The sequence below is a fragment of the Streptacidiphilus rugosus AM-16 genome, assembly GCF_000744655.1.
Lineage (GTDB): Bacteria > Actinomycetota > Actinomycetes > Streptomycetales > Streptomycetaceae > Streptacidiphilus > Streptacidiphilus rugosus.
In genome coordinates, this window is sequence record NZ_JQMJ01000004.1 from 5,328,736 (window position 1) to 5,350,042 (window position 21,307).

Consider the following 21,307-nt stretch of genomic DNA (forward strand, 5'->3'; position numbering starts at 1 on the left):
CCCCCGAACATCGAGGCGTCCATAGAACAATTATGACACCCAGTCGGCCCACGACCAAGCCCAATCCGTCACCCACAAGGGTGAAAAACCGCAGCTCAGGCCACCCATGTAGATCATCTGACAGGGCGTCAAGAACTGGCCAAATCTTCCTGGGAATCCGGCGCTTTCGGCCCCGCCGACACCCCCCTCGCGGCTGTCCCTGCCCGACAGTCACCGCATGCCCATGTTCACCTCGCCCGCCGACCCCGCCGTTCGCCTCACTCCCGTCGCCCCTTCCAGGCCCCGCACCACGCGCACCGATCGACTGATCCTGCTCGGCCTGTGCGGCCTCGCCGCCGTGCTGTTCGCCTGGGGGATCAGTCGGAGCCAGTTCCACCCCTTCTATGCGGATGCCGTGCGCAGCATGACGCTGAGCTGGAAGGGATTCCTCTTCGGATCGTTCGATCCCGGCAACACGATCACGCTCGACAAGCTCCCCGGCTTCCTCTGGCCGCAGGCCATCGCCGCGCGGCTGCTCGGGTTCCATCCCTGGGTCCTGACCCTGCCGCAGGTCGTCGAGGGCGTGGCCAGCGTCGGCGTGCTCCACGTGCTCGTACGTCGGTGGGCGGGGCGGACGGCGGGGGTGCTCGCCGCGCTCGGATTCATGCTGACGCCCGTCGTCACCGGGTTGTTCCGCACGGCGGTCGAGGATCCCGCGTTCACACTCCTGCTCCTGCTCGCCGCCGAGGCCACCACCCGCGCCGCCAGGACTGGGCGGACCCGGACGCTGCTGCTTGCCGCGGCCTGGGTCGGTCTGGCGTTCCAGGCGAAGATGCTCGAAGCCTTCGCCGTCCTGCCACCGCTCGCCGCCGTGTACCTGATCTCCTCCCCGGCGCCGCTGCGCAGGCGCTGCGCCCAACTCGGCGTGGCCGGCGCGCTCACCGTGCTCGTCTCGGCCTCCTGGATGGCGCTCGTCGCCGTCACCCCGCCCGCCGATCGGCCGTACGTGGACGGCACGACCGACAACTCCCCCGTCAGCATGGTCGTGGGCTACAACTTCCTGAACCGGTTCTCCTCCGTCGGGCTGAGCGCCACCGGGACGGGGAGCGTGTCGGCAGTACGGGGCGGTGGCGGCCCTGGGGGCTCGGCGGCGCCGCACACCCCCGACACGGAAGCGCGCACGACCACCACCTCGCGACCCCCGCGACTCTCGCCCGACACCGCCGGGCCGGCCGACCGGAACGACGGATGGGCCAAGCTGCTGCGGGGGTCGCTCGCCACTCAGGTGGGATGGCTCTACCCGACCGCGCTTGCTGGGCTCGCGGCCGGCCTGATCGCGCGGCGCGGACGGCCGCGGACTGATCCGGTGCGGGCGGGATACCTGCTCTGGGGCGGCTGGCTCGCCGTCTTCTTCGTCGTTCTGAGCGCGGGGAGCGTCGCCGGGCACGCGTACTACCTCGGGGTCGTCGCCGCACCGCTGGCCGCCCTCTCCGGGGCCGGGATCCCGGAGTTGTGGCGGGCGTACCGCGCCGCGACCGGCCCGTCGACCGCCTCCGTCGCAGCCATCGCAGAGATCACAGACATCGCGGACATCGCACCCGACGCCTCCCATCCCTCCCGCCCCTCCCGCCCCTCCCGCCCCTCCGTCACGCGGCTCACCCGACTCGCCGCACTCGCGTTGCCGGTGACCGCCGCGGCAGCGGCGGCGTGGGCCGTCGTGTTGAGCCGGCCGTATCCGGGATTCCGGCCCTGGGTCACCCCGACGGTCGCACTGCTGGGCGGGCTCTGCGTCGCACTGCTCCTGCTGCCGCTCGTACTTCGGCCGCTGAAGGTACGACCACGGCCGCGCCTCGCCAGGACCGCGACCGCCACAGCCGTCGCGTCCGGGCTGGCCGCCGCGCTGCTCGCACCGTCCGTCTGGACGTCGAGCGTGTTCGACGCCCGGTACGCGCACTCGATGATGGGCGCGCTCGGGCCTTCGGGTCAGTTCGCGTTCGGCGCGGGGACCGGTGCGGGTGGATCGACCGGCAGGGCGTCGAACGCCGCACGCAATGCCATGGCGGCGTCCTGGGGTCGCCTGTTCGGGGGCGGGGGCGGCAACGGCGGTCACGGCTCCTCGTCGCTCGACGCCGGAGAGCGTGCGCTGCTCGCCTACACGACCGCGCACCGGGGCGCGGCGCGCTACCTCTTCGCCACCACGAGCTGGACGTCCGCCGCGCCGTTCATCCTCGCGACGGGCGCTCCGGTGATGCCGATGGGCGGGTTCACGGAGCAGGTGCCGTGGCCGACGGTCGGCGTCGTGCGCCAGGACGTGGCCGCGGGCCGACTCAGGTACGTGCTGGTCGGCCAGGCGCGAACGGCCGGGCTGACGCCGGGGGCAGCAGGGTCTACGGCAGGAACAAGCATGAGCACGAGCACGAACGCAGGCACCGCGGTCGCCGGCCCCGCTGCGGGTCGGGGCGGCCAGAGGGCCCGCACGGGCGACCGTGCGACGGCCACCTCGGCCGTGAGTTCCTGGGTGACCGCCGCCTGCCGACCGGTGGTCGTTCCGGGGTGGCAGACGAGCCGTCAGGACTCCCAGCGGCTCTACGACTGCGCGCCCGCCTCGACTGCCGGGGCTTCGGTCACGACGGGCGCCGCCACGGCTGCCACCGGGCGCAGGCGCTGAGCTACCATGCTGACCGCGCCAACTCGGAAAACGCTTTCCCAGCCAGGCAGGTCAGCATGCGCAAGCCCGCTCGCACCCTCCCCGTCGCCCACCGCACCCCACCCACCGTGGACTCCCCGTACACCGGATGGGAGCGGAGCCACTGGGAGGGGCACGCGGACCGGCTCCTCGACGGAGTGCTCCCTTATGCCTCGCCGCACCTGGCCGGCTACGCGCTCCCCGGGTCGCCGTCCTGGTCGGGGACCGCCTCGGACGCGCTGGAGGGGTTCGCCCGGACGTTCCTGCTCGCCGCCTTCCGGATCGCGGGGGCCCGCGGGCAGGGGGACGTCGCCGGGCGACTCCTCGCGCGCTACGCGGACGGTCTCACCGCCGGGGCCGATCCATATCACCCCGAGGCGTGGCCCCGGATCGACCGGGACCGGATCCAACCCATGGTCGAGGCGGCATCCGTCGCCCTCGCGCTGCACGAGACACGGGCCTGGCTCTGGGACGCGCTCACCCCCACCGCCCAGGAGCGGATCGCGGCATGGCTGGGCGGCTTCGTGGGCCGGATGCCGGTCGGCAACAACTGGCTGCTGTTCCAGACGGTGGTCGAGGAGTTCCTCTCCTCCGTTCAGGCCCCGCACGAGGACGCCGAGATACGGCGGGGGCTCGACGCGCTGGAGGCCTGGCATCTCGGCGACGGCTGGTACAGCGACGGTCCGTACCGGTCGACCGGTGGCCGACGCATCGACCACTACAACGGCTGGGCGCTGCACCTCTACCCGCTGCTCTGGACCAGGATCGCCGCCACCGGACCACGCGCGACGCTCGCCGAGGAGCTCGGCGTACGCCACCGCGAGCGGCTGCGCCTCTTCCTCGCCGACTACGTCCACCTCATCGGCGCGGACGGCGCGCCGCTGCACCAGGGGCGCTCGCTGACGTACCGCTTCGCGGCGGCGGCCCCGCTGTGGATGGGCGAGTTGTTCGACTGTTCGCCCGGACCGGCCGGGCTCGCCCGACGCGCGGCCTCGGGCATGCTTCGCCACTTCGCCGCCCACGGCGCGCCCGACGCCGACGGACTGCTGACGCGCGGGTGGCACGGACCCTGCTCCGGCGTCACGCAGGCGTACTCCGGACCGGCCTCCCCCTACTGGGCCAGCAAGGGATTCCTCGGCCTGCTGCTCTCCCCCGACCACCCGGCCTGGACCGCGACGGAGCAGCCGCTGCCCGTCGAACAAGGCGACACCACACGGCTGTTGACCGGGGTGAACTGGCTGGTCCAGGGAACGCACGCGGACGGCATCGTGCGCGTCCACAACCACGGCAGCGACGGCCTCGACCCCCACGCGAGCCCCGACAGCGCGCCCAGCGAACAGCACAGCGATCCGCACTACGCCAAGCTGGCCTTCACCACCCGCACGGGCCCGGTGCTCGCCGCCGGTGTCGCCGACAACGAACTCGCGCTCAGCTCCCCGGACGGATCGCTGACGATCCCCCGTGGCCGGATATCCCCGCTCCCCGGTCTCCAACTCCCCACCGTTCAGCACCCCGACGTTCGGCACCCCGACCTGCCGCTCGCCGCCGCCGCGTCCGCGTACGCGGTCGACACAACGGCTGGCACCCGGGTCGAGACGGTGACCGTCACCGACGGCCGCTTCGAGCTGCGGCTGCACGTCGTCCTGGCCCCGACGGGCTGGCGCATCCAGGCGGGCGGCCACCCGCTCGCCGCCGCCACCCCGCCCGTGATCAGCCAGAACCACCACTGGACGATCGTCGAGCACCCGTCCGACAGGACGCGCAGCGCGCTCGCCCCGCTGCACGGCTTCACCGCCCCCGCCACCGTCGTCCGCGCGGACGAGGCGAACGCCTTCGGCGCGCACGCCGCCTTCCCGGCCGTATCCGCCGTCTAGCCCTCCCCCGGGCCGCACGTGTACGCGACCTGCACCGCGCTCACCGGACTCCCCCTCGACCCGGACGAGCCGCCGCCCTTCACGCTCCGGGTGACCGTCGGTGACGTGGCGGTCACGCTCCCCCGCCGCGGTGTGGTGCTCCGCGTGGCCGTGAAATCCGGTGCGCGCCCCGGCTCTCCTGGCGAGAATGCCCGTATGACGCCGAACCCGACCCCAGGCGCCCACACCGACGCCGACGCTCGCACCGACGCCGACGCCGAAGCCCGCACGGACCCCTTCGTCCGCATCCTCGGCTTCGAGAACCTGCCCGGTGGCCCGCCCCCCACCGGCGCGATCGTCGATTGACTGTGCGACCGGGGCATCGACTGGATGCCGTTCGCACCTCAAGAGACCCGCATCAGCCTGGCCTGCGGCCGCGACCCCGACGGACGGCCGCGGGGCTGGTACGGCGTCGAGGTCAGGGAGACCGTGCTGCGGCGGTTCGGACTCCATCCGGACCAGCCGACCTCGCGGCCGGCCGAACCCCGTCCACCACGCCGCTGGTACACCATGGCCGCGGCGCGCCGTCAGCCGCGGAAGGGACGCCGGTACCCGTAAGCGGCTCGGACAAGATATCTTGATGTCGAGACGTTGTAGACGTGAAGCGGGAGTACCGGTGACTGACTCGACCATCATCTATACCCACACCGACGAGGCCCCGGCCCTGGCGACCTATTCGCTCCTGCCGGTGATCCAGGCGTACGCCTCGACCGCCGGCGTCACGGTGGAGACGCGGGACATCTCCCTCGCCGGGCGCATCATCGCCAGCTTCCCCGAGCGTCTCACCGAGGCCCAGCAGATCCCGGACGCGCTGCACGAGCTCGGCGAGCTCGCCAAGACGCCGGGCGCGAACATCATCAAGCTGCCGAACATCTCCGCGTCGATTCCGCAGCTCAAGGCCGCGATCGCGGAGCTGCAGGCGCAGGGCTACGCGCTGCCGGACTACCCGGACGACCCGAAGTCCGACGAGGACAAGGACGTCCGCGCCCGCTACGACAAGGTCAAGGGCAGCGCCGTCAACCCGGTCCTGCGTGAGGGCAACTCCGACCGCCGCGCGCCGCTCTCGGTCAAGAACTACGCCAAGACCCACCCGCACCGCATGGGCGCGTGGAGCTCGGACTCCAAGACCAACGTCGCCACCATGGGCGAGAGCGACTTCCGCCACAGCGAGAAGTCCGCGGTCATCGCCAAGGACGACACCCTCCGCATCGAGCTGGTCGCCGCCGACGGCAGCACCACCGTGCTCCGCCCGTCCGTCCCGGTCCTGGCCGGTGAGGTCGTCGACGCGAGCGTCATGCACGTCGGCGCGCTGCGCGAGTTCCTGGCCGCGCAGGTCGCCCGCGCCAAGGCCGAGGACGTGCTGTTCTCGGTGCACCTGAAGGCCACCATGATGAAGGTCTCCGACCCGATCGTCTTCGGCCACGTCGTGCGCGCGTTCTTCCCGAAGACCTTCGCCGCGTACGGCCAGACCCTGGCCGCCGCCGGTCTGAGCCCGAACGACGGTCTGGGCGCGATCCTGGGCGGTCTCGCCGCGCTGCCGGAGGGCGACGCGATCAAGGCGTCCTTCGAGGCCGAGATCGCCGACGGCCCGGCTCTGGCCATGGTCGACTCGGACCGCGGCATCACCAACCTGCACGTCCCGTCCGACGTCATCGTCGACGCGTCGATGCCGGCCATGATCCGCACCTCCGGCCACATGTGGGGCCCGGACGGCAACGAGGCCGACACCCTTGCCGTGCTGCCGGACAGCAGCTACGCGGGTGTCTACCAGGTCGTCATCGACGACTGCCGCGCGCACGGCGCGTTCGACCCGGCCACCATGGGCTCGGTCCCGAACGTCGGCCTGATGGCCCAGGCCGCCGAGGAGTACGGCAGCCACGACAAGACCTTCGAGATCGCCGCCGACGGCGCCGTCCGCCTGGTCGACACCGAGGGCAACGTGGTGCTGGAGCAGCCGGTCGCCGCCGGTGACATCTTCCGCGCCTGCCAGACCAAGGACGTGCCGATCCGCGACTGGGTCAAGCTGGCGGTCACCCGCGCCCGCGCGACCGGCTCCCCGGCCGTCTTCTGGCTGGACGAGACCCGCGCCCACGACGCCAACCTGATCGCCAAGGTCAAGCAGTACCTCCCGGAGCACGACACGGAGGGTCTGCAGATCGAGATCATGTCCCCGGTCGAGGCCACCGCGTTCTCGCTGGAGCGCATCCGCCGCGGCGAGGACACCATCTCCGTCACCGGCAACGTGCTGCGCGACTACCTGACCGACCTGTTCCCGATCCTGGAGCTGGGCACCAGCGCCAAGATGCTGTCGGTGGTCCCGCTGATCAACGGCGGCGGCCTGTTCGAGACGGGCGCCGGCGGCTCCGCCCCGAAGCACGTCCAGCAGCTGGTCAAGGAGAACTACCTGCGCTGGGACAGCCTGGGCGAGTTCTTCGCGCTGGCCGCCAGCTTCGAGCACCTGGCCACCACCACGGGCAACGCCCGCGCGCAGATCCTGGCCGACACCCTGGACCGGGCCACCGGCACGTTCCTCAACGAGGACAAGTCGCCGAGCCGTCGCCTGGGCGGCATCGACAACCGTGGCAGCCACTTCTACCTGGCGATGTACTGGGCCCAGGAGCTGGCCGCGCAGACCGAGGACGCGCAGCTGGCCGAGGCCTTCGCGGGCCTGGCCAAGACCCTGACCGAGCAGGAGCAGACGATCGTCGCCGAGCTCATCGCGGTCCAGGGCTCCCCGGTCGAGATCGGCGGGTACTACCAGCCGAACGTCGCCAAGGCCGCCGCCGTCATGCGCCCGTCGCAGACGCTCAACGCCGCGCTGGCCGAGCTGAGCTGACGACACCTCACGCTCCGTCCGAGGCCCGGGGCCGCCCTTCGCGGGGCGGCCCCGGGCCTCTGCGTTGGGCCGCCCAGTGCCGCCTCCTTATTCGGCCTCTGTGCTCGGCCTCTGCGTCCCGCCCGGCGCCGCCACCGCCCCGCGCCGCCACGCCCGGCGGCCACATCCTGCCCGCTCGCCTTCGCGCGCCTTGCCGCATCCCCGGCAGCACGCCTTGCACTTATGACGCCCGTCATAATAATGGGACTATGACCACCGTCATAGAAGTCCGGATAGCGCCGGTCGAAGCCGGCGATCGCTCCGCCATCGAGGAACTCTTCGAAGCCTGCTCAGCCGAGACCGTGCAGCTCAGGTTCTTCGCGCGGTTCCGCGCCTTCCCGGCGGCCTACCTCGACGACCTGCTCGCGGGCCCGCCCGAGCGGCACGACGCCGTGATCGCCCGCGAAGGGCCGACCGGCCCGGTGCTCGGCCTGGGCACCCTGGCGCGCCTGGACGCGGACACCGCCGAGCTGGGCCTGCTGGTCGGCGACGCCTGGCAGCGCCAGGGCCTGGGCGGCGCCATGACCGACACACTGCTGGCCCGCGCCAGGGAGCGGGGCGTCAGCAGGCTCAGGGTCGACGTCGCCCACGGCAGATCGGCCCTGCTGGGCGCGTTGGGCCGACGGCTTCCAGCGGGGCTGCGGCAGAGCACCAGAGAGGGCGTGACCGGGCTCTATAGGCTGGACCAGCCCGCAGCCCACCCGTGAAGCCCACCGCCACCCACCCTCACCCCCGGAGGTCGTCGAAGATGCCAGCGCCCGAGCGTGGACCGCGCGAACGCCTGATCTCCAGCGCCGCGCAGCTGATCCGCCGCGACGGGGTGGGCGCGACGGGGATGCGCGACGTCGCGGAGCACGCGAAAGCGCCACGCGGTTCGCTGCAGCACTACTTCCCCGGCGGCAAGGAGCAGCTGGTCAACGAGGCGGTCGCCTTCGCGGGCCGTTACACGGCCAGGAAGGTCGTCTACCACCTCGCCGCCCTCGGCGAGCAGGAGCGGACGCCGAGCGGGCTCCTCGCCGCGCTGATGCGCCAGTGGACCGAGGAGCTGAACGCCACCGACTTCACCCTCGGCTGCACCCTGGCCGCGGTGACCGTCGACTGCGCGGAGTCCTCGGCATCCACCCGGAAGGCCGCGGCGGCGGCCTTCGCCGAGTGGCTCACCCCGGTCCGCTCGGCGCTCGAGGAACTCGGCGTTCCGGCCCCCCGGGCGTCGAGGCTGGCCACACTGGTGATCAGCTCCCTGGAGGGCGCGCTGTTGATGGCCAGGGCCGAGCGGAGCCTGCGCGCCTTCGACGAGGTCTGCGCCGAACTGGGCCCACTGCTGGACGCCGCGGTCGCACCGTAGTCGCGAGAGTGCCGCAGACCACTCGAGATATGGCACTGAGTGCCTTGGCAGATGGCACTCAGTACCCTTATGGTGCGAGTACTAGCCCCGCCGTGGGAGTGGTGACCCAGTACAGGAGACAGGTCGTGAGCTTGAGGATCGTTGTCTGTGTGAAGTACGTGCCCGACGCGACCGGGGATCGTCGGTTCGCGGAGGATTTCACGACCGACCGTGACGGGGTCGACGGCCTGTTGTCGGAGCTGGACGAGTACGGGGTGGAGCAGGCGTTGCGGATCGCGGAGGCGTCGGGGGACGCCGAGGTGACCGTGGTGACGGTGGGTGGGGACGACGCGAAGGACGCGTTGCGCAAGGCGTTGTCGATGGGTGCGGACAAGGCCGTGCACGTGAACGACGAGGACATTCACGGGTCGGACGTGATGGGTACGTCGCTGGTGCTGGCGAAGGCGGTGGAGCGGACCGGTTTCGATCTGGTGGTGTGCGGGATGGCGTCGACGGACGGCACGATGGGTGTGCTGCCGGCGCTGTTGGCGGAGCGGCTGGGGGTGCCGGCGGTGACGCTGGTGTCGGAGGTCGCGGTCGCGGGCGGCACGGTGACCGGTCGTCGGGACGGTGACACGGCCACGGAGCTGCTGGAGGCCTCCCTGCCGGCGGTCGTCAGTGTGACCGACCAGTCGGGTGAGGCGCGGTATCCGTCGTTCAAGGGGATCATGGCGGCGAAGAAGAAGCCGGTGGAGTCCCTGGACCTGGACGATCTGGGTCTGGAGGCGGAGCAGGTCGGCCTGGCTGCGGCGTGGACCGCGGTCGACTCGGCCGCCGCCCGTCCGGCGCGGACCGCCGGGACCGTCGTCAAGGACGAGGGCGAGGGCGGCAAGCAGCTCGCCGAGTTCCTGGCGTCGCAGAAGTTCATCTAGTCCGGTCCCTCTCTCTTCTGGCTTCTTTGTTTCGTTCTGGAGTTTTGATCATGGCTGAGGTTCTGGTCCTGGTGGACCATGTGGACGGTGTGGTGCGCAAGCCCGCGCTGGAGTTGCTGACGTTGGCGCGTCGGGTGGGGACGCCGGTCGCGGTGGTGCTGGGCGCGGGTGACGCGGCCGGTGCGGTGGCGGCGAAGGCGGGTGAGTTCGGTGCGGAGCGGGTGCTGACCGCGGACGCGGCCGAGTTCGCGGACTTCCTGGTGGTGCCGAAGGTCGACGCGCTGGAGCAGATCGCGAAGCAGGTGTCGCCGGCGGCGGTGCTGGTGACGTCGTCGGGTGAGGGCAAGGAGATCGCGGCGCGCCTGGCGCTGCGGCTGGGGTCGGGCGTGATCACCGATGCGGTGGACCTGGTCGCGGGTGAGTCGGGTCCGGTGGCGACGCAGTCGGCGTTCGCGGCGTCGTTCTCGGTGCGGTCGCGGGTCTCGCACGGGACGCCGGTGATCACGGTGAAGCCGAACGCGGTCGGCCCGGAGGCCGCCCCGGCGGCGGGTGCGGTCGAGCCGGTCACGGTCGCGTTCTCGGCGGCCGCGTCGGGCACGCGGGTGACGTCGCGGACGGCGCGGGTCTCCTCGGGTCGTCCGGAGCTGACCGAGGCCGCGATCGTGGTGTCGGGTGGTCGTGGTGTGGGGGCGGCGGAGGGTTTCGGCGTGGTCGAGGCGCTGGCCGATTCGCTGGGTGCGGCGGTGGGCGCGTCGCGGGCCGCGGTGGACGCGGGCTGGTACCCGCACGCGAACCAGGTCGGTCAGACCGGTAAGCAGGTCTCGCCGCAGTTGTACATCGCGAACGGGATCTCCGGCGCGATCCAGCACCGGGCCGGCATGCAGACCTCCAAGACCATCGTCGCGGTGAACAAGGACCCGGAGGCGCCGATCTTCGAGCTCGCCGACTTCGGCGTCGTGGGCGACCTGTTCGCGGTCCTGCCCCAGCTCACCCAGGAGATCAACACCCGCAAGGGCTGACCTCCCCCACAGAACCACCCTCCTGTGCAGCGCGCGTCCGGCCCCGCTAGGCTGGCGCGCGCTGTTCGGGTGTAGCGCAGAGGCAGGCGCCCGCCTTGCCAAGGCGGATACGCCGGTTCGAATCCGGCCGCCCGAACAGTTCCAGGTCCTGTAGCGCAGAGGCAGTCGCGCCACCTCATCAGGGTGGAGACGTCGGTTCGAATCCGACCGGGACCACTGACTTTCCACGGGGCGGGCGCGAGCAGCACAGGGCGGCAGGGCGGGGCATGGAGCAGGCCGGAGCGGGCGGGGTCACCGACGAGGACCTGGCCGTCTACTCACGCCTCGTCGGCCGGCTGCGCGCCCTGCCCGTCGACGATCCGCAGCGGCTGCGCGCCGAACGCGTCGCCGACTCCTTCATCAGGGAAGGCAGGAAGCAGCGGAAGCAGGCACGTCGCGCCGAGGACGGCAGGGCGGACGCGCTGCTCCGCGCGGCCTCCGTGACCGGCAGGACCGACCGCCGCGAGGACGCGCCGCTCACGGTGCCCGAGGACTCGGCGCCGCTCGGCGAACTCCGCACCCCGCGCCGCTGCTACGTCTGCAAGCGCGGCTACCGCCAGGTCGACGGCTTCTACCACCTGCTCTGCCCCGACTGCGCGGCCGACAACGCCGCTCGGCGCGCCCTCAGCACCGATCTGCGCGGACGGCGGGCGCTGCTCACCGGCGGCCGGGTGAAGATAGGCTTCCAGCTCGCGCTGATGATGCTGCGCGACGGCGCCGAACTGATCGTCACCAGCCGTTTCCCGCACGACACCGTGCGCAGGTTCCAGGCGGTCGCGGACAGCGGGCAGTGGCTGGACCGGCTCTCCGTCATCGGTATCGACCTGCGTGACCCGCGGCAGGTGCTGGCGCTGTGCGAGCGGCTGCGGGCGGAGGGCCGGACGCTCGACATCCTGGTCAACAACGCCGCTCAGACGCTGCGTCGACCGCCCGAGGCGTACGCGCGCCTGATCGCGGGCGAGCGCGCGGCGCTCCCTTCCGGGTCCGGGGTCCGGGTGCTGCACGCGCCGGGGTTCACGCCGATGCCCGCGCTCGCACCGGCCTGGCCCGCCGCGGAGCTGGAGGCCGCGGGCGGCCCGGGGACGGTCCTGGACCGGGTCGACGAGGCGGGACTGCTGCCGGACGCCGCGCCGGAGAACTCCTGGTCGGCCCGGCTCGGCGCGCTGGACCCCGCCGAGGTGCTGGAGACCCAGCTGGTCAACTCGCTGGCCCCGGCGCTGCTCTGCGACCGGCTGCTGCCGCTGCTGCTGTCCTCGCCGCATCCGAGCCGGTACATCGTCAACGTCACCGCCGTCGAGGGCCGCTTCACCGTCCGCAACAAGACGGCCGGGCACCCCCACACCAACATGGCCAAGGCCGCGCTCAACATGCTGACCCGCACCAGCGCCGCCGAACTCGCCGGGCAGGGCGTGCACATGTGCGCGGTCGACACCGGGTGGATCACCGACGAGAACCCCGCCCCCAAGAAGTCGCACCTGGCCGCCAACGGCTTCCGCACGCCGCTGGACGTCGTCGACGGCGCCGCGCGGGTCTACGACCCGATCGTGCGCGGCGAGGCGGGCAGCCCGGTGTCCGGCGTCTTCCTCAAGGACTACCAGGAGGCGGCGTGGTGACCGAGGGGCCCGAGCCGGCGGAGCGGCCCGCCGGCCCCCGTCCCTACACCGGGGTGCCGCCGGTCGTGCCGAGGGACACCGGGGACCTCGGCCCACTGCTGGCCTGGCTGCGGACCGGCCGTCCGGCCGAGGAGCGGCTGGACTTCCCCACCGGCACCGCGCTGCCGGACGGACGGCTCGACCTGTGCAAGCAGCAGCTCGGCCCGGACGGCGCCGCGCTGGTCGCCGACGCGCTCGACGCCCGCGCCCAGGAGGGGACTCCGGGACCGGTCCGGCATCTGCTGCTGGGCACCGACGGGCTGGGCGACGAAGGGGCCGCCGAGGTGACCGCGCGGACGAGCGGCAGCGACGTGCGCACCCTCTACCTCGGCTGCAACCAGATCACCGCGACCGGCGCCTGCCGGATCGCCGACCACCTGCGGGCCTCGCCGCAGACGGTCACCGGGCTCTGGCTCAAGCGCAACCCGCTGGGCGCGCAGGCCGGACGGGCGGCGGCCGAGCTGGTGGACGCGGCGACCGGGCTGCACACGCTCGACCTGGTCCAGACGGGTCTCGACCCGGCCGGGCTGGCGGAGCTGGCCGACGCCGTCCTCGCCGCCTTCGGCCGCTCGGGGCGGGCCTTCGAGCGGCTCTACCTCGGCGGCAACCCGATCGGCCCGTCCGGAGCGGCGCAGCTGGCCGGGCTGGTCACCGCCGGGGCCACCCAGGAGCTGTACGCCTCCGCCGCCGGGCTCGGCGACGCCGGCGCGCTGACGCTCGCGGAGGCGCTGCGCCGGGCTCCGCACGGCGGTCTGCGCCGCCTCTCCGTCGCCAGCTCCGGCATCGGCCCCCGCGCGGTGGCCGAACTGGTCGACGCCGCCGCGGCGGCCGGGGTGGAGCTGCTGGACCTGGGCCGGGTGAAGGCGGCCGCCGTCCTCGGCGCGCCGGACAACCACGTCGACACCGACGCCGCCGCCGCGATCGCCGAGTCCCTCACCTCACGGCGGCACGCGCTGCGGCATCTGGTGCTGGCCAACACCGGCATGCGCAGCCGCCAGGCGCTGCCGCTGCTCGACGCGGCTCCCCGCGCGTCGACCCCGACCCGCTACCTGCTTGGCAAGGGCATCGCGACCAGCGTCCGCCGCCGACTGGACGCCCTCAGCGCGGACGTCCCGTGGCCGGTGGTCCCGGCGGCCGTCGCCGCCGTCCGCAGCGTGCACCGGACACCGCCGCAGCCGGACTGACGACTGACGGATCGTCAGTTCTCAGCGGCCGGGCGCCTGCTTCGCGAACAGGTCGATCCAGAAGCGCTGGTGCTGGTCGGAGGCGCCCACCAGGTAGGTCGAGCGGAGCTTCGGCGGCAGCAGGCGGACCAGCCTGGCGACCGCCTTCCGGTACCGGCGCAGCTGCGAGAGTTCGGCGTTGGCGATGGCCTGGTGCACCAGATCGGTGTCGTTGCCGCCCTCGGACGACTGCTCGGCCGCGCGGCGCAGCCTCGCCTCCCAGAGCTGGACGTCGGCCGCCATCTCCGGCAGGCCGACCACCTGACGCCCCGCCAGCCGGTCGGTGAGGGAGGTGAGCGGGACGGGCGCGTACTCCCCGTCGCCGAGGTAGATCATGCCGAGTTCCAGCGGCAGGCCGCGCCCGTGCAGCTTGATCAGGCGCTCCAGGGTGCGCTTGGAGACCCAGCCGCGGCCGTCCTCGTCCAGGTCGTGCTTCCACCAGGCCAGCACCGTCTCCGCGACCGGGCCGTAGCGCTCGATCAGCCACTCGTTGGCCGGGATGTCGGCGGGGTCGATGGTCAGCGAGACGGTGAATCGGCTGGCCTGGGCGATGTTGTTGCGGGAGACCTGGAGCTTGCGGCCCAGGTGGTAGGGCGGGTTCTGCAGCGCGATCTGGGCCCGCAGCCCCTCGATCCGCCGCCCCGCGACCGACCACTCCTGGGTGATCTCCATGAGCTTCGCGAACGCGGCGCGGTCCTTGGGCCGGTTGTACTCGTCCCAGATGATCGCCTTGGGCTCGGTCCCGGTGAAGCTCGCCGCCAGCAGGTTCTCCAACGATCCGTCCGCGGTGGGGATCGGCGCGCAGAGGTCCTCCACGTTGGTGACGGGCAGGGAGAAGTAGAGCGGCTCGCGGCCCAGGTGCTCACGGGTGAGCTGGCGGACCAGTTCGGTCTTGCCGCAGCCGGGCGGGCCCTGGAGCAGCACCGTCCAGCGGTTGGCCAGCGCGGCGCGCACGGCCCGGCGCACCGGGTCGGCGATCCGGTCGGGGTTGGGCACTCCGAGGGCGGCGGCGATCCGGTCGAGGATCTCGTCCGTCCGGTCCTGCCCCGGCCTGCCGTCGGGGCCGGTCTCGGCCAGTCGCAGGCGCGCCCCGTTGAGCAGCGGCAGGCCCCACACCAGGGGGAAACCCTCACGCGCGTTGGCGAGGACGTGCTCCAGCGTGCGCGGCGAGAGCAGTTCGCGCAGGGCGGGCGGGAGGGAGGCCCAGAGCGAGTAGACCGGGCGCAGGTCCCAGTTCGGGAAACGCTCGGCGAGCTTGACCCGCCATGAGGTGTCGTTGGCGGTGATCTTCATGGTGACCATCCGGTCCAGGATGGCCAGGTCGCTGCGGCGGGCGCTGGTCTCGGCCAGCGACTCGTTGTCGGTCAGGAACACCCCGACGCAGCCGAGCGCGCGCAGGTCGTACTCGCCCAGCGTCCAGTTGCAGGCGACCTGCATCAACTGCGACTGGATCGAGTCGCCCGCCTGCAGCGAGTCGTCGATCAGCAGCACGAAGGGAGTCCCCGGCCGGAGCTGGCGCATGATCAGCTGGCGCAGCACCAGCTCGCCGGTGGCCTCGTCCCTGACCGGCGCGTTGGCGAGCAGGTCGTCCGGGGTCAGGTTGGCGGCCGGGACGACGACCAGTTGGACGCCGGGATGGGCGGCGGGGATGTGGGTCGCGAAGGTGGCCGTCTTGCCGATCCCGTGCTCGCCGAAGACCTGACCGGTCTGGCCGAGCTCGATCATCGCGTCGATGAAGGACTCCAGCCGGGACGTGCCGGTGAAGCCCTCCGGCGGCTCCGGATAGGTGGCCGTGGCCCGCCAGGCGGGTCGCGTGCTGGTGGTGGTCATGCGGATCCTTCGGTGGGGCGGGCTTCGGGGCGAGCGGGCTTCACGGCGGCGGCGCCGGGTCGGGCCGTTCAGCTCGCGGTCGTCACGCGGTGGCAGGCCATCGGCGGGGTGTGGTGCTCCGGCCAGTCGTCGCCGCGCTCGGTGATCAGCCAGATCCACGACTCGGGATCGGCCGGGGTGATGTGCGGGGCGAAACCGTCGGTGACCACGATGACGGCGTCCGGTGCGGCGTCGAGCGGGCTGTCGGGGCCGCCGGCCGCCTCCACGTAGTCGGCGACCGCCTGGAAGCTGGTGCCGCCGCCCCCGTAGACGCGCTCACCGGGGACGAAGGGCATCACCACGGCGTCGAAGGAGAGCCAGTGCGCCTCGACCCCGTCGATGCCGCCGACCAGGTCGGTCAGCCAGGCCAGGACGCCGGCCGGCATCGAACCCGAGGTGTCGTAGGCGATGACCAGCGACTTGCGCCGGACCGGGCCGCGCCGCGCCAGCATCGGCGGCTGCCCCAGCGCGGCCAGCAGCGCACCGCGCTTCTTCGGGTAGACCAGGCGTTCGCCCTCGCCGAGCCGGCTCGCCAGCACGTCGACCAGCCAGCGCTGCCACCAGTCCACCCGCCGGGTGGCGCTGGTGGTGCCGCGCAGCTGTCCGGCGCCGAGCGAGCCCCAGATCCGCCTGGCGCGCTCGGAGCCGTCCTCGGTGCGGTGCAGCAGGTCCAGCAACTCCCGCTCGGCGGCCCGGTGTCCGCGTCGCGCCGCGAGCAGGGCGTTGAGCAGCACCGAGGAGGCGATCCTGTCCACCGTCTCCTGGTCCTGCGGCACCAGCCCGTCGCCGTCCCCCTCGCCGCCCAGGTGGGCGCAGCGCGGGCCGGGCACCAGCGACGTGCGCATCCGCTTCAGCTCGGTGTACACGCTGTGGTCGGTGTCGACGAAGCGCGCGTAGTCGAGCGCGGGCAGGCCCTGCTCGGCCAGGTCCTCGCGGTACCGGGCGTGGACGGTGCGCGGGTCGACGCCGACCGGCTCGCCGTCCAGCAGCGGCAGGTGCTCCCGTTGCAGCCGCGCCAGCGCGACATGGTTGATCGTCACCTCGGTGGCCAGCCGGTGGACCGGGTCGGCGCGCAGCTCGGCGTCGGCGAAGAGGTGGCGCTGGACCAGGTGCCTGGCCTCGTGGAAGAGCACGAACTTGACGCCGTCCAGGCCGATGCCGCAGAAGAAGTCCGGGTTGTAGAGCAGCAGGCAGCTGCCGTCGCCCGAGGCCACCACGGCGGCGGTGTCGACGGCGGTGGTCGCGAGCTGGTGGTGGCACTTGGCGTAGAGCCAGGACGCGACGGCGGAGTCGGTCAGCCCGAAGTCGAGCAGCGCGGCCTCCTTGAGCCGCGCCGCCTCGGCGAGCACTTCGGGCGTGGCGGGACGGTACTGCTGCAGGGCGCGCCGGTCGGTGAGGTCGACGACGTGGAACCCGGTCATCAGGCGGCGGCCGTGATGCCGGCGATGGCGCCGGCCGTGGTCAGCAGCTCCGCCAGCGAGCCGGAGAAGCCGGGCAGCAGCTGCGCCAGCACCGCCCAGGCCTCGGGCTCGGTGCCGAGCTGTGCCCGCACCAGCGGCCCGAGGACGGCCTCCGCCTCGGCCAGGTGGGCCGGGAAGACGGTACGTCCGAGGCCGAGGACCCGCAGCAACTGCGCGGCGTTGAGCGGCGCCTCGTGGAGGTAGTGGACCGGCGACTCGTAGATCCCGGCCTGACGCAGCCGGTGACGGAACTTCGGGTGCGCGCCGAAGGCCGCACGCAGCACCGGCGGGCAGTCGATCCGCTCGGACAGCGCCCAGCGGGCGAAGCCGGGCAGCGGCCGCTCGTCGTGCGCCTTCATCAGCGCGGGCCAGTGGACGGCACGCACCCAGCCGACGGCGGCGCGCGCGTCCTTCAACGTGCCGGGCCCTTCGGCGAGGCGCAGGGCGGCGACCAGCTTCTCGGCGGACCAGTCGTTCTCGGCCTCGATGCCGTCCACGTCCCTGCGCAGGCCGATGGGGAGGCGGTGGTAGTACGCCAGCAAGGTCCGCCCGCCGGGGGTGTCCTCCTGCAGCATCCAGGCGACGACGGAGCCGTGGAGCCCCTGCACCACCTGACGCACCTGCCAGCTGCTCACGCGGTCGGCGCTCGGGCCGACGGCTCCGTCCGGCGTGATGTCCAGGCGCTCGCACACCCGCTCGGCCGCCGGCTGGTCCAGCAGGCCGAGCAGGTAGCGCACCCCCTCGGCGGTCGGCTCCTGCAGCGTCATGATCCCCTCCTTCGAGGAGCCATGATGCCAGCGGGGACCGACAGCGCCCGAGCGAATATCGCGGCCACGGTCAACCGGTCCGCCCCGCCGCACCACCGCCGGACGGGCCCAGGTGACGACGGGGCCGTCGGCCGGTGGGCGCGCTCGGACGGGCGCTGCGCCCCGCTACAGCGTCGCGGCCAGGCGGGTGCCCTGGTCGATGGCGCGCTTGGCGTCGAGTTCGGCCGCGACGTCCGCGCCGCCGATGACGTGGGCCTTGAGGCCGAGGTCCAGCAGCTGCTGGAGCAGCTCGCGGCGCGGCTCCTGGCCGGTGCACAGGACGACGGTGTCGACCTCGAGGAGGCGCTCCTCGCCCGCGACGGTGAGGTGCAGGCCGCGGTCGTCGATGCGGTCGTAGGTCGCGCCGGCGACCGAGGTGACGCCGCGGTGCTTGAGCTCGGTGCGGTGGATCCAGCCGGTGGTCTTGCCGAGACCCTCGCCGACCTTGCTGGTCTTGCGCTGGAGCAGGTGGACCTGACGCGGGGAGCCGGGCCGGACCGGGGTCGTCAGACCGCCGGGGGTGCGGTGCTCGGTGTCGACGCCCCACTGCTCGAAGAAGACCTCGGGGCGCAGACTCGCCTGCTCGCCCGGGTCGGTCAGGAACTCGGCGACGTCGAAGCCGATGCCGCCCGCGCCCAGGACGGCGACGCGCTCGCCGACCTTCGCGTCGCCGCGCAGCACGTCCACGTAGCTGACCACGCTGGGGTGGTCGACGCCCGGGATCTCCGGCGTGCGCGGGGTGACGCCGGTGGCCAGCACGATCTCGTCGTAGCCGCCCGCGGCGAGCGCCTCGGCGTCGACCTGGGTGGAGAGGCGGACCTGCACGCCGAGCGCGTCGAGCTGGTGACGGTAGTAGCGCAGGGTCTCGTTGAACTCCTCCTTGCCCGGCACCTGCCGGGCCAGGTTGAGCTGGCCGCCGACGGCGTCGGCGGCGTCGAAGAGGGTGACCTGGTGGCCGCGCTCGGCGGCGGACACCGCGCAGGCCAGACCGGCCGGTCCGGCGCCGACGACGGCGACGTGCTTGCGCAGCCGGGTCGGCGACAGGACCAGCTCGGTCTCGTGGCAGGCGCGCGGGTTGACCAGGCAGGAGGCGATCTTGAGGCTGAAGGTGTGGTCCAGGCAGGCCTGGTTGCAGCCGATGCAGGTGTTGACGGCCTCCGGGGTACCGGCGGCGGCCTTGGCGACGAAGTCCGGGTCGGCGAGCAGCGGGCGGGCCAGCGAGACCAGGTCCGCGGTGCCGGCCGCGAGCAGTTCCTCGGCGAGCTCGGGGGTGTTGATCCGGTTGCTGGTCACCAGCGGGACGGAGACCTCGCCCATCAGCTTCTTGGTGACCCAGGTGTAGGCGCCGCGCGGCACGGAGGTCGCGATGGTGGGGATGCGGGCCTCGTGCCAGCCGATGCCGGTGTTGATGATCGTCGCGCCCGCCGCCTCGACCGCCTTGCCGAGCTGGACGACCTCCTCGAAGGTCGAGCCGCCGGGGATCAGGTCGAGCATGGAGAGCCGGTAGATCAGGATGAACTCGGCGCCGACGCGCTCGCGGACCCGGCGGACGATCTCGACGGGGAAGCGCATCCGGTTCTCGTAGGAGCCGCCCCAGCGGTCGGTGCGCCGGTTGGTGGGCGCGGCGATGAACTCGTTGATCAGGTAGCCCTCGGAGCCCATGATCTCGACGCCGTCGTACCCGGCCTGCTGGGCGAGCGCGGCGCAGCGGACGAAGTCCTCGACGGTCTGCTCGACCTGCTCGTCCGTCAGCTCGTTCGGCACGAAGGGGCTGATCGGCGCCTGCAGCGGGCTGGGGGCGACCAGGTCCTGGTGGTAGGCGTACCGACCGAAGTGCAGGATCTGCAGCGCGATCCTGCCGCCGGCGGCGTGGACGGCGTCGGTGATGACCCGGTGCTGGTCGGCCTCGGCCTCGGTGGTCAGCATCGAACCGCCCTCGAAGGGGCGACCGGCCTCGTTGGGGGCGATGCCGCCGGTGACGATCAGGCCGACGCCGCCGCGGACGCGGGTGGCGTAGAACTCGGCCATCCGATCGAACCCCCCGGGGGCCTCCTCCAGGCCCACGTGCAGGGAACCCATGAGCACGCGGTTGGGCAGCGTGGTGAAGCCCAGGTCGAGGGGGCGGAGCAGGTGGGGGTAGGCGGTCATCTGGCGTCTCCTCGAAGCCGGCGCGTCCGGGTCGTACTCCACGGTAGGGCCCGGCGGAAGCGTTATGCAACAAGGTGCAAAAGAGATGCGCAGCACAGTGCCCCGGCAGGGGCGCGAGGCTCCGCCCGAGCCTCGCGCCCCTGCCGGGGCAGCCACGTCAGTCCGTGAGGTGCACCGGCAGGGTCTGGACGCTGTTGCTGAGGAAGGAGGCGATCGGGGTGGGGTCGCCGACCGAGCGGACGCGGGGGAAGCGGGCGTAGAGCTCACGGAGGGCGACCTCCGCCTCCAGGCGGGCCAGCGGCGCGCCCAGGCAGAAGTGGAGGCCGTGGCCGAAGGAGAGGTGGCGGTTGGGGGCGCGGGTGACGTCGAAGCGGTCCGCCGCCTCGAAGTGGCGCGGGTCGCGGCCCGCCGCCGCGTAGGAGGCGAGGATGCCGTCGCCGCGGCGGATCACCACGCCGCCGAGCTCGATGTCGTCCAGCGCGAAGCGCATCAGGAAGTGGTTGACCGGCCCGTCGAAGCGCAGCGTCTCCTCCACCGCCGCTGACCACGGCACCTCCCCGGAGAGCACCAGCTCGCGCTGCTCGGGGAAGGCGGTCAGCGCCCGCACCGCGTTGGTGATCAGGTTGAGCGTGGTCGCGTGGCCGGCGATGAGCATGAGCATCATCGTGCCGACGACCTCCTGCTCGCTGAGCCGGTCGCCCTCCCCCGAGGAGCCCTCCTCGCGGGCCGCGATCAGCTCGCTGGTCAGGTCGTCGGCCGGCTGCGCCCGGCGCTCCGCCGCGACCGCGCCGAGGACCCCGAACAGGCCGCGCTGAGCCGCCAGGGCCTGCTCCGGCGTGGCGGAGCTGCGCACCAGGAAGCCCGAGTGCTCATGCAACTCGTCGCGCAACTCCTCAGGGATGCCCAGCAGTTCGCCGATGACGCGCATCGGCAGCGGATAGGCGAAGTGCTCGCGCAGGTCGATCGGGCCGGATCCGAGGGTCGCCATCCGGTCCAGCAGTTCGGCGACGATGGCCTCGACCTGCGGGCGCAGCGCCTCGACCCGGCGTGGGGTGAAGCCGCGGCTCACCAGCCCGCGCAGCCTGCGGTGGTCCTCGCCGTCGGCGGAGGTCATGCCGGGGATGGTGATCATGCCGAGCAGCGGCCAGTCGGCGGGGACCAGGCCTCGCTGGAGCGCGCCCCAGTTGCCGGGGTTCTTGCCGACGCGGCCGTCCGCGAGTATCGCCTGCAGCTCCTCGTGGCCGGTGACGGCCCACGCGGTCAGGCCGCCGGGCAGTTCCACGAGGGTGACCGGCCCGCGCTCGCGCAGCGCGGCGCTCTCGCCGTGGTGGTCCCGGCCGTGGGCGTCGAGAAGGTAGGGCGGTGCGCTGGTCATGATGTGA

The 21,307-nt window shown here is 72.8% G+C and carries 16 protein-coding genes and 2 tRNA genes; 13 read left to right on the plus strand and 5 right to left on the minus strand.

Annotated elements, in window-relative coordinates; genetic code table 11:
- Window positions 1-217: 217 nt before the first annotated feature.
- From BS83_RS33440 to BS83_RS33500, 13 genes are all read left to right on the plus strand, one after another.
- Window positions 218-2,647, plus strand: coding sequence for an ArnT family glycosyltransferase (locus BS83_RS33440; RefSeq protein WP_051944487.1), 2,430 nt, complete (start codon window positions 218-220; stop codon window positions 2,645-2,647).
- Between the two features lie 56 nt (window positions 2,648-2,703).
- A complete protein-coding gene (locus tag BS83_RS33445) occupies window positions 2,704-4,539 on the plus strand; it encodes a DUF2264 domain-containing protein (RefSeq protein ID WP_063774277.1) in 1,836 nt (611 codons plus the stop codon).
- 195 nt (window positions 4,540-4,734) lie between these two features.
- The gene (locus BS83_RS45940) at window positions 4,735-4,884 is read left to right on the plus strand and encodes a hypothetical protein (RefSeq protein WP_157597428.1); all 150 of its coding nucleotides are present in this window, start codon (window positions 4,735-4,737) and stop codon (window positions 4,882-4,884) included.
- Window positions 4,885-4,908: 24 nt separating this feature from the next.
- A complete protein-coding gene (locus tag BS83_RS33450) occupies window positions 4,909-5,136 on the plus strand; it encodes a hypothetical protein (RefSeq protein ID WP_037607160.1) in 228 nt (75 codons plus the stop codon).
- A gap of 58 nt (window positions 5,137-5,194) precedes the next feature.
- On the plus strand, window positions 5,195-7,414 hold the full coding sequence (locus tag BS83_RS33455) for an NADP-dependent isocitrate dehydrogenase (protein ID WP_037607161.1): 2,220 nt from the start codon (window positions 5,195-5,197) through the stop codon (window positions 7,412-7,414).
- Between the two features lie 248 nt (window positions 7,415-7,662).
- Window positions 7,663-8,160: a GNAT family N-acetyltransferase gene (locus BS83_RS42480; RefSeq protein ID WP_051944488.1), complete on the plus strand. Its 498-nt coding sequence runs from the start codon at window positions 7,663-7,665 to the stop codon at window positions 8,158-8,160.
- 41 nt (window positions 8,161-8,201) lie between these two features.
- Window positions 8,202-8,798, plus strand: a complete 597-nt coding sequence (locus BS83_RS33470) for a TetR/AcrR family transcriptional regulator (protein ID WP_037607162.1) — start codon at window positions 8,202-8,204, stop codon at window positions 8,796-8,798.
- Window positions 8,799-8,923: 125 nt separating this feature from the next.
- Window positions 8,924-9,709, plus strand: a complete 786-nt coding sequence (locus tag BS83_RS33475; protein ID WP_037606664.1) for an electron transfer flavoprotein subunit beta/FixA family protein — start codon at window positions 8,924-8,926, stop codon at window positions 9,707-9,709.
- A gap of 50 nt (window positions 9,710-9,759) precedes the next feature.
- Window positions 9,760-10,728, plus strand: coding sequence for an electron transfer flavoprotein subunit alpha/FixB family protein (locus BS83_RS33480; protein ID WP_037606663.1), 969 nt, complete (start codon window positions 9,760-9,762; stop codon window positions 10,726-10,728).
- A gap of 65 nt (window positions 10,729-10,793) precedes the next feature.
- Window positions 10,794-10,864 (plus strand) — tRNA-Gly (locus BS83_RS33485).
- An 8-nt stretch (window positions 10,865-10,872) separates the two neighbouring features.
- Window positions 10,873-10,944, plus strand: a tRNA-Asp gene (locus tag BS83_RS33490).
- A 50-nt stretch (window positions 10,945-10,994) separates the two neighbouring features.
- Window positions 10,995-12,380, plus strand: coding sequence for an SDR family NAD(P)-dependent oxidoreductase (locus tag BS83_RS33495; protein WP_037607164.1), 1,386 nt, complete (start codon window positions 10,995-10,997; stop codon window positions 12,378-12,380).
- Window positions 12,374-13,603: a leucine-rich repeat domain-containing protein gene (locus tag BS83_RS33500; protein WP_198035361.1), complete on the plus strand. Its 1,230-nt coding sequence runs from the start codon at window positions 12,374-12,376 to the stop codon at window positions 13,601-13,603. Before BS83_RS33495 ends, BS83_RS33500 begins: the two co-directional genes overlap by 7 nt.
- Before the next feature lie 21 nt (window positions 13,604-13,624).
- On the opposite strand, the gene BS83_RS33505 is transcribed toward BS83_RS33500, so the two are convergent.
- The 5 genes from BS83_RS33505 to BS83_RS33525 all read right to left on the minus strand — a co-directional run bounded on the left by BS83_RS33505 (window position 13,625) and on the right by BS83_RS33525 (window position 21,300).
- Complete coding sequence (locus tag BS83_RS33505; protein WP_037607166.1) at window positions 13,625-15,472, minus strand: AAA family ATPase; 1,848 nt, start codon at window positions 15,470-15,472, stop codon at window positions 13,625-13,627.
- A 68-nt stretch (window positions 15,473-15,540) separates the two neighbouring features.
- On the minus strand, window positions 15,541-16,932 hold the full coding sequence (locus BS83_RS33510) for a hypothetical protein (RefSeq protein WP_037607167.1): 1,392 nt from the start codon (window positions 16,930-16,932) through the stop codon (window positions 15,541-15,543).
- Complete coding sequence (locus tag BS83_RS33515) at window positions 16,932-17,738, minus strand: hypothetical protein (RefSeq protein ID WP_037607169.1); 807 nt, start codon at window positions 17,736-17,738, stop codon at window positions 16,932-16,934. The genes BS83_RS33510 and BS83_RS33515 overlap by 1 nt, the downstream gene beginning before the upstream one ends.
- 165 nt (window positions 17,739-17,903) lie before the next feature.
- Entirely contained in the window at window positions 17,904-19,925 is a 2,022-nt protein-coding gene (locus BS83_RS33520) for an NADPH-dependent 2,4-dienoyl-CoA reductase (protein ID WP_037607172.1), read from the minus strand.
- A gap of 157 nt (window positions 19,926-20,082) precedes the next feature.
- A complete protein-coding gene (locus tag BS83_RS33525; protein ID WP_157597429.1) occupies window positions 20,083-21,300 on the minus strand; it encodes a cytochrome P450 family protein in 1,218 nt (405 codons plus the stop codon).
- Between the last annotated feature and the right edge of the window lie 7 nt (window positions 21,301-21,307).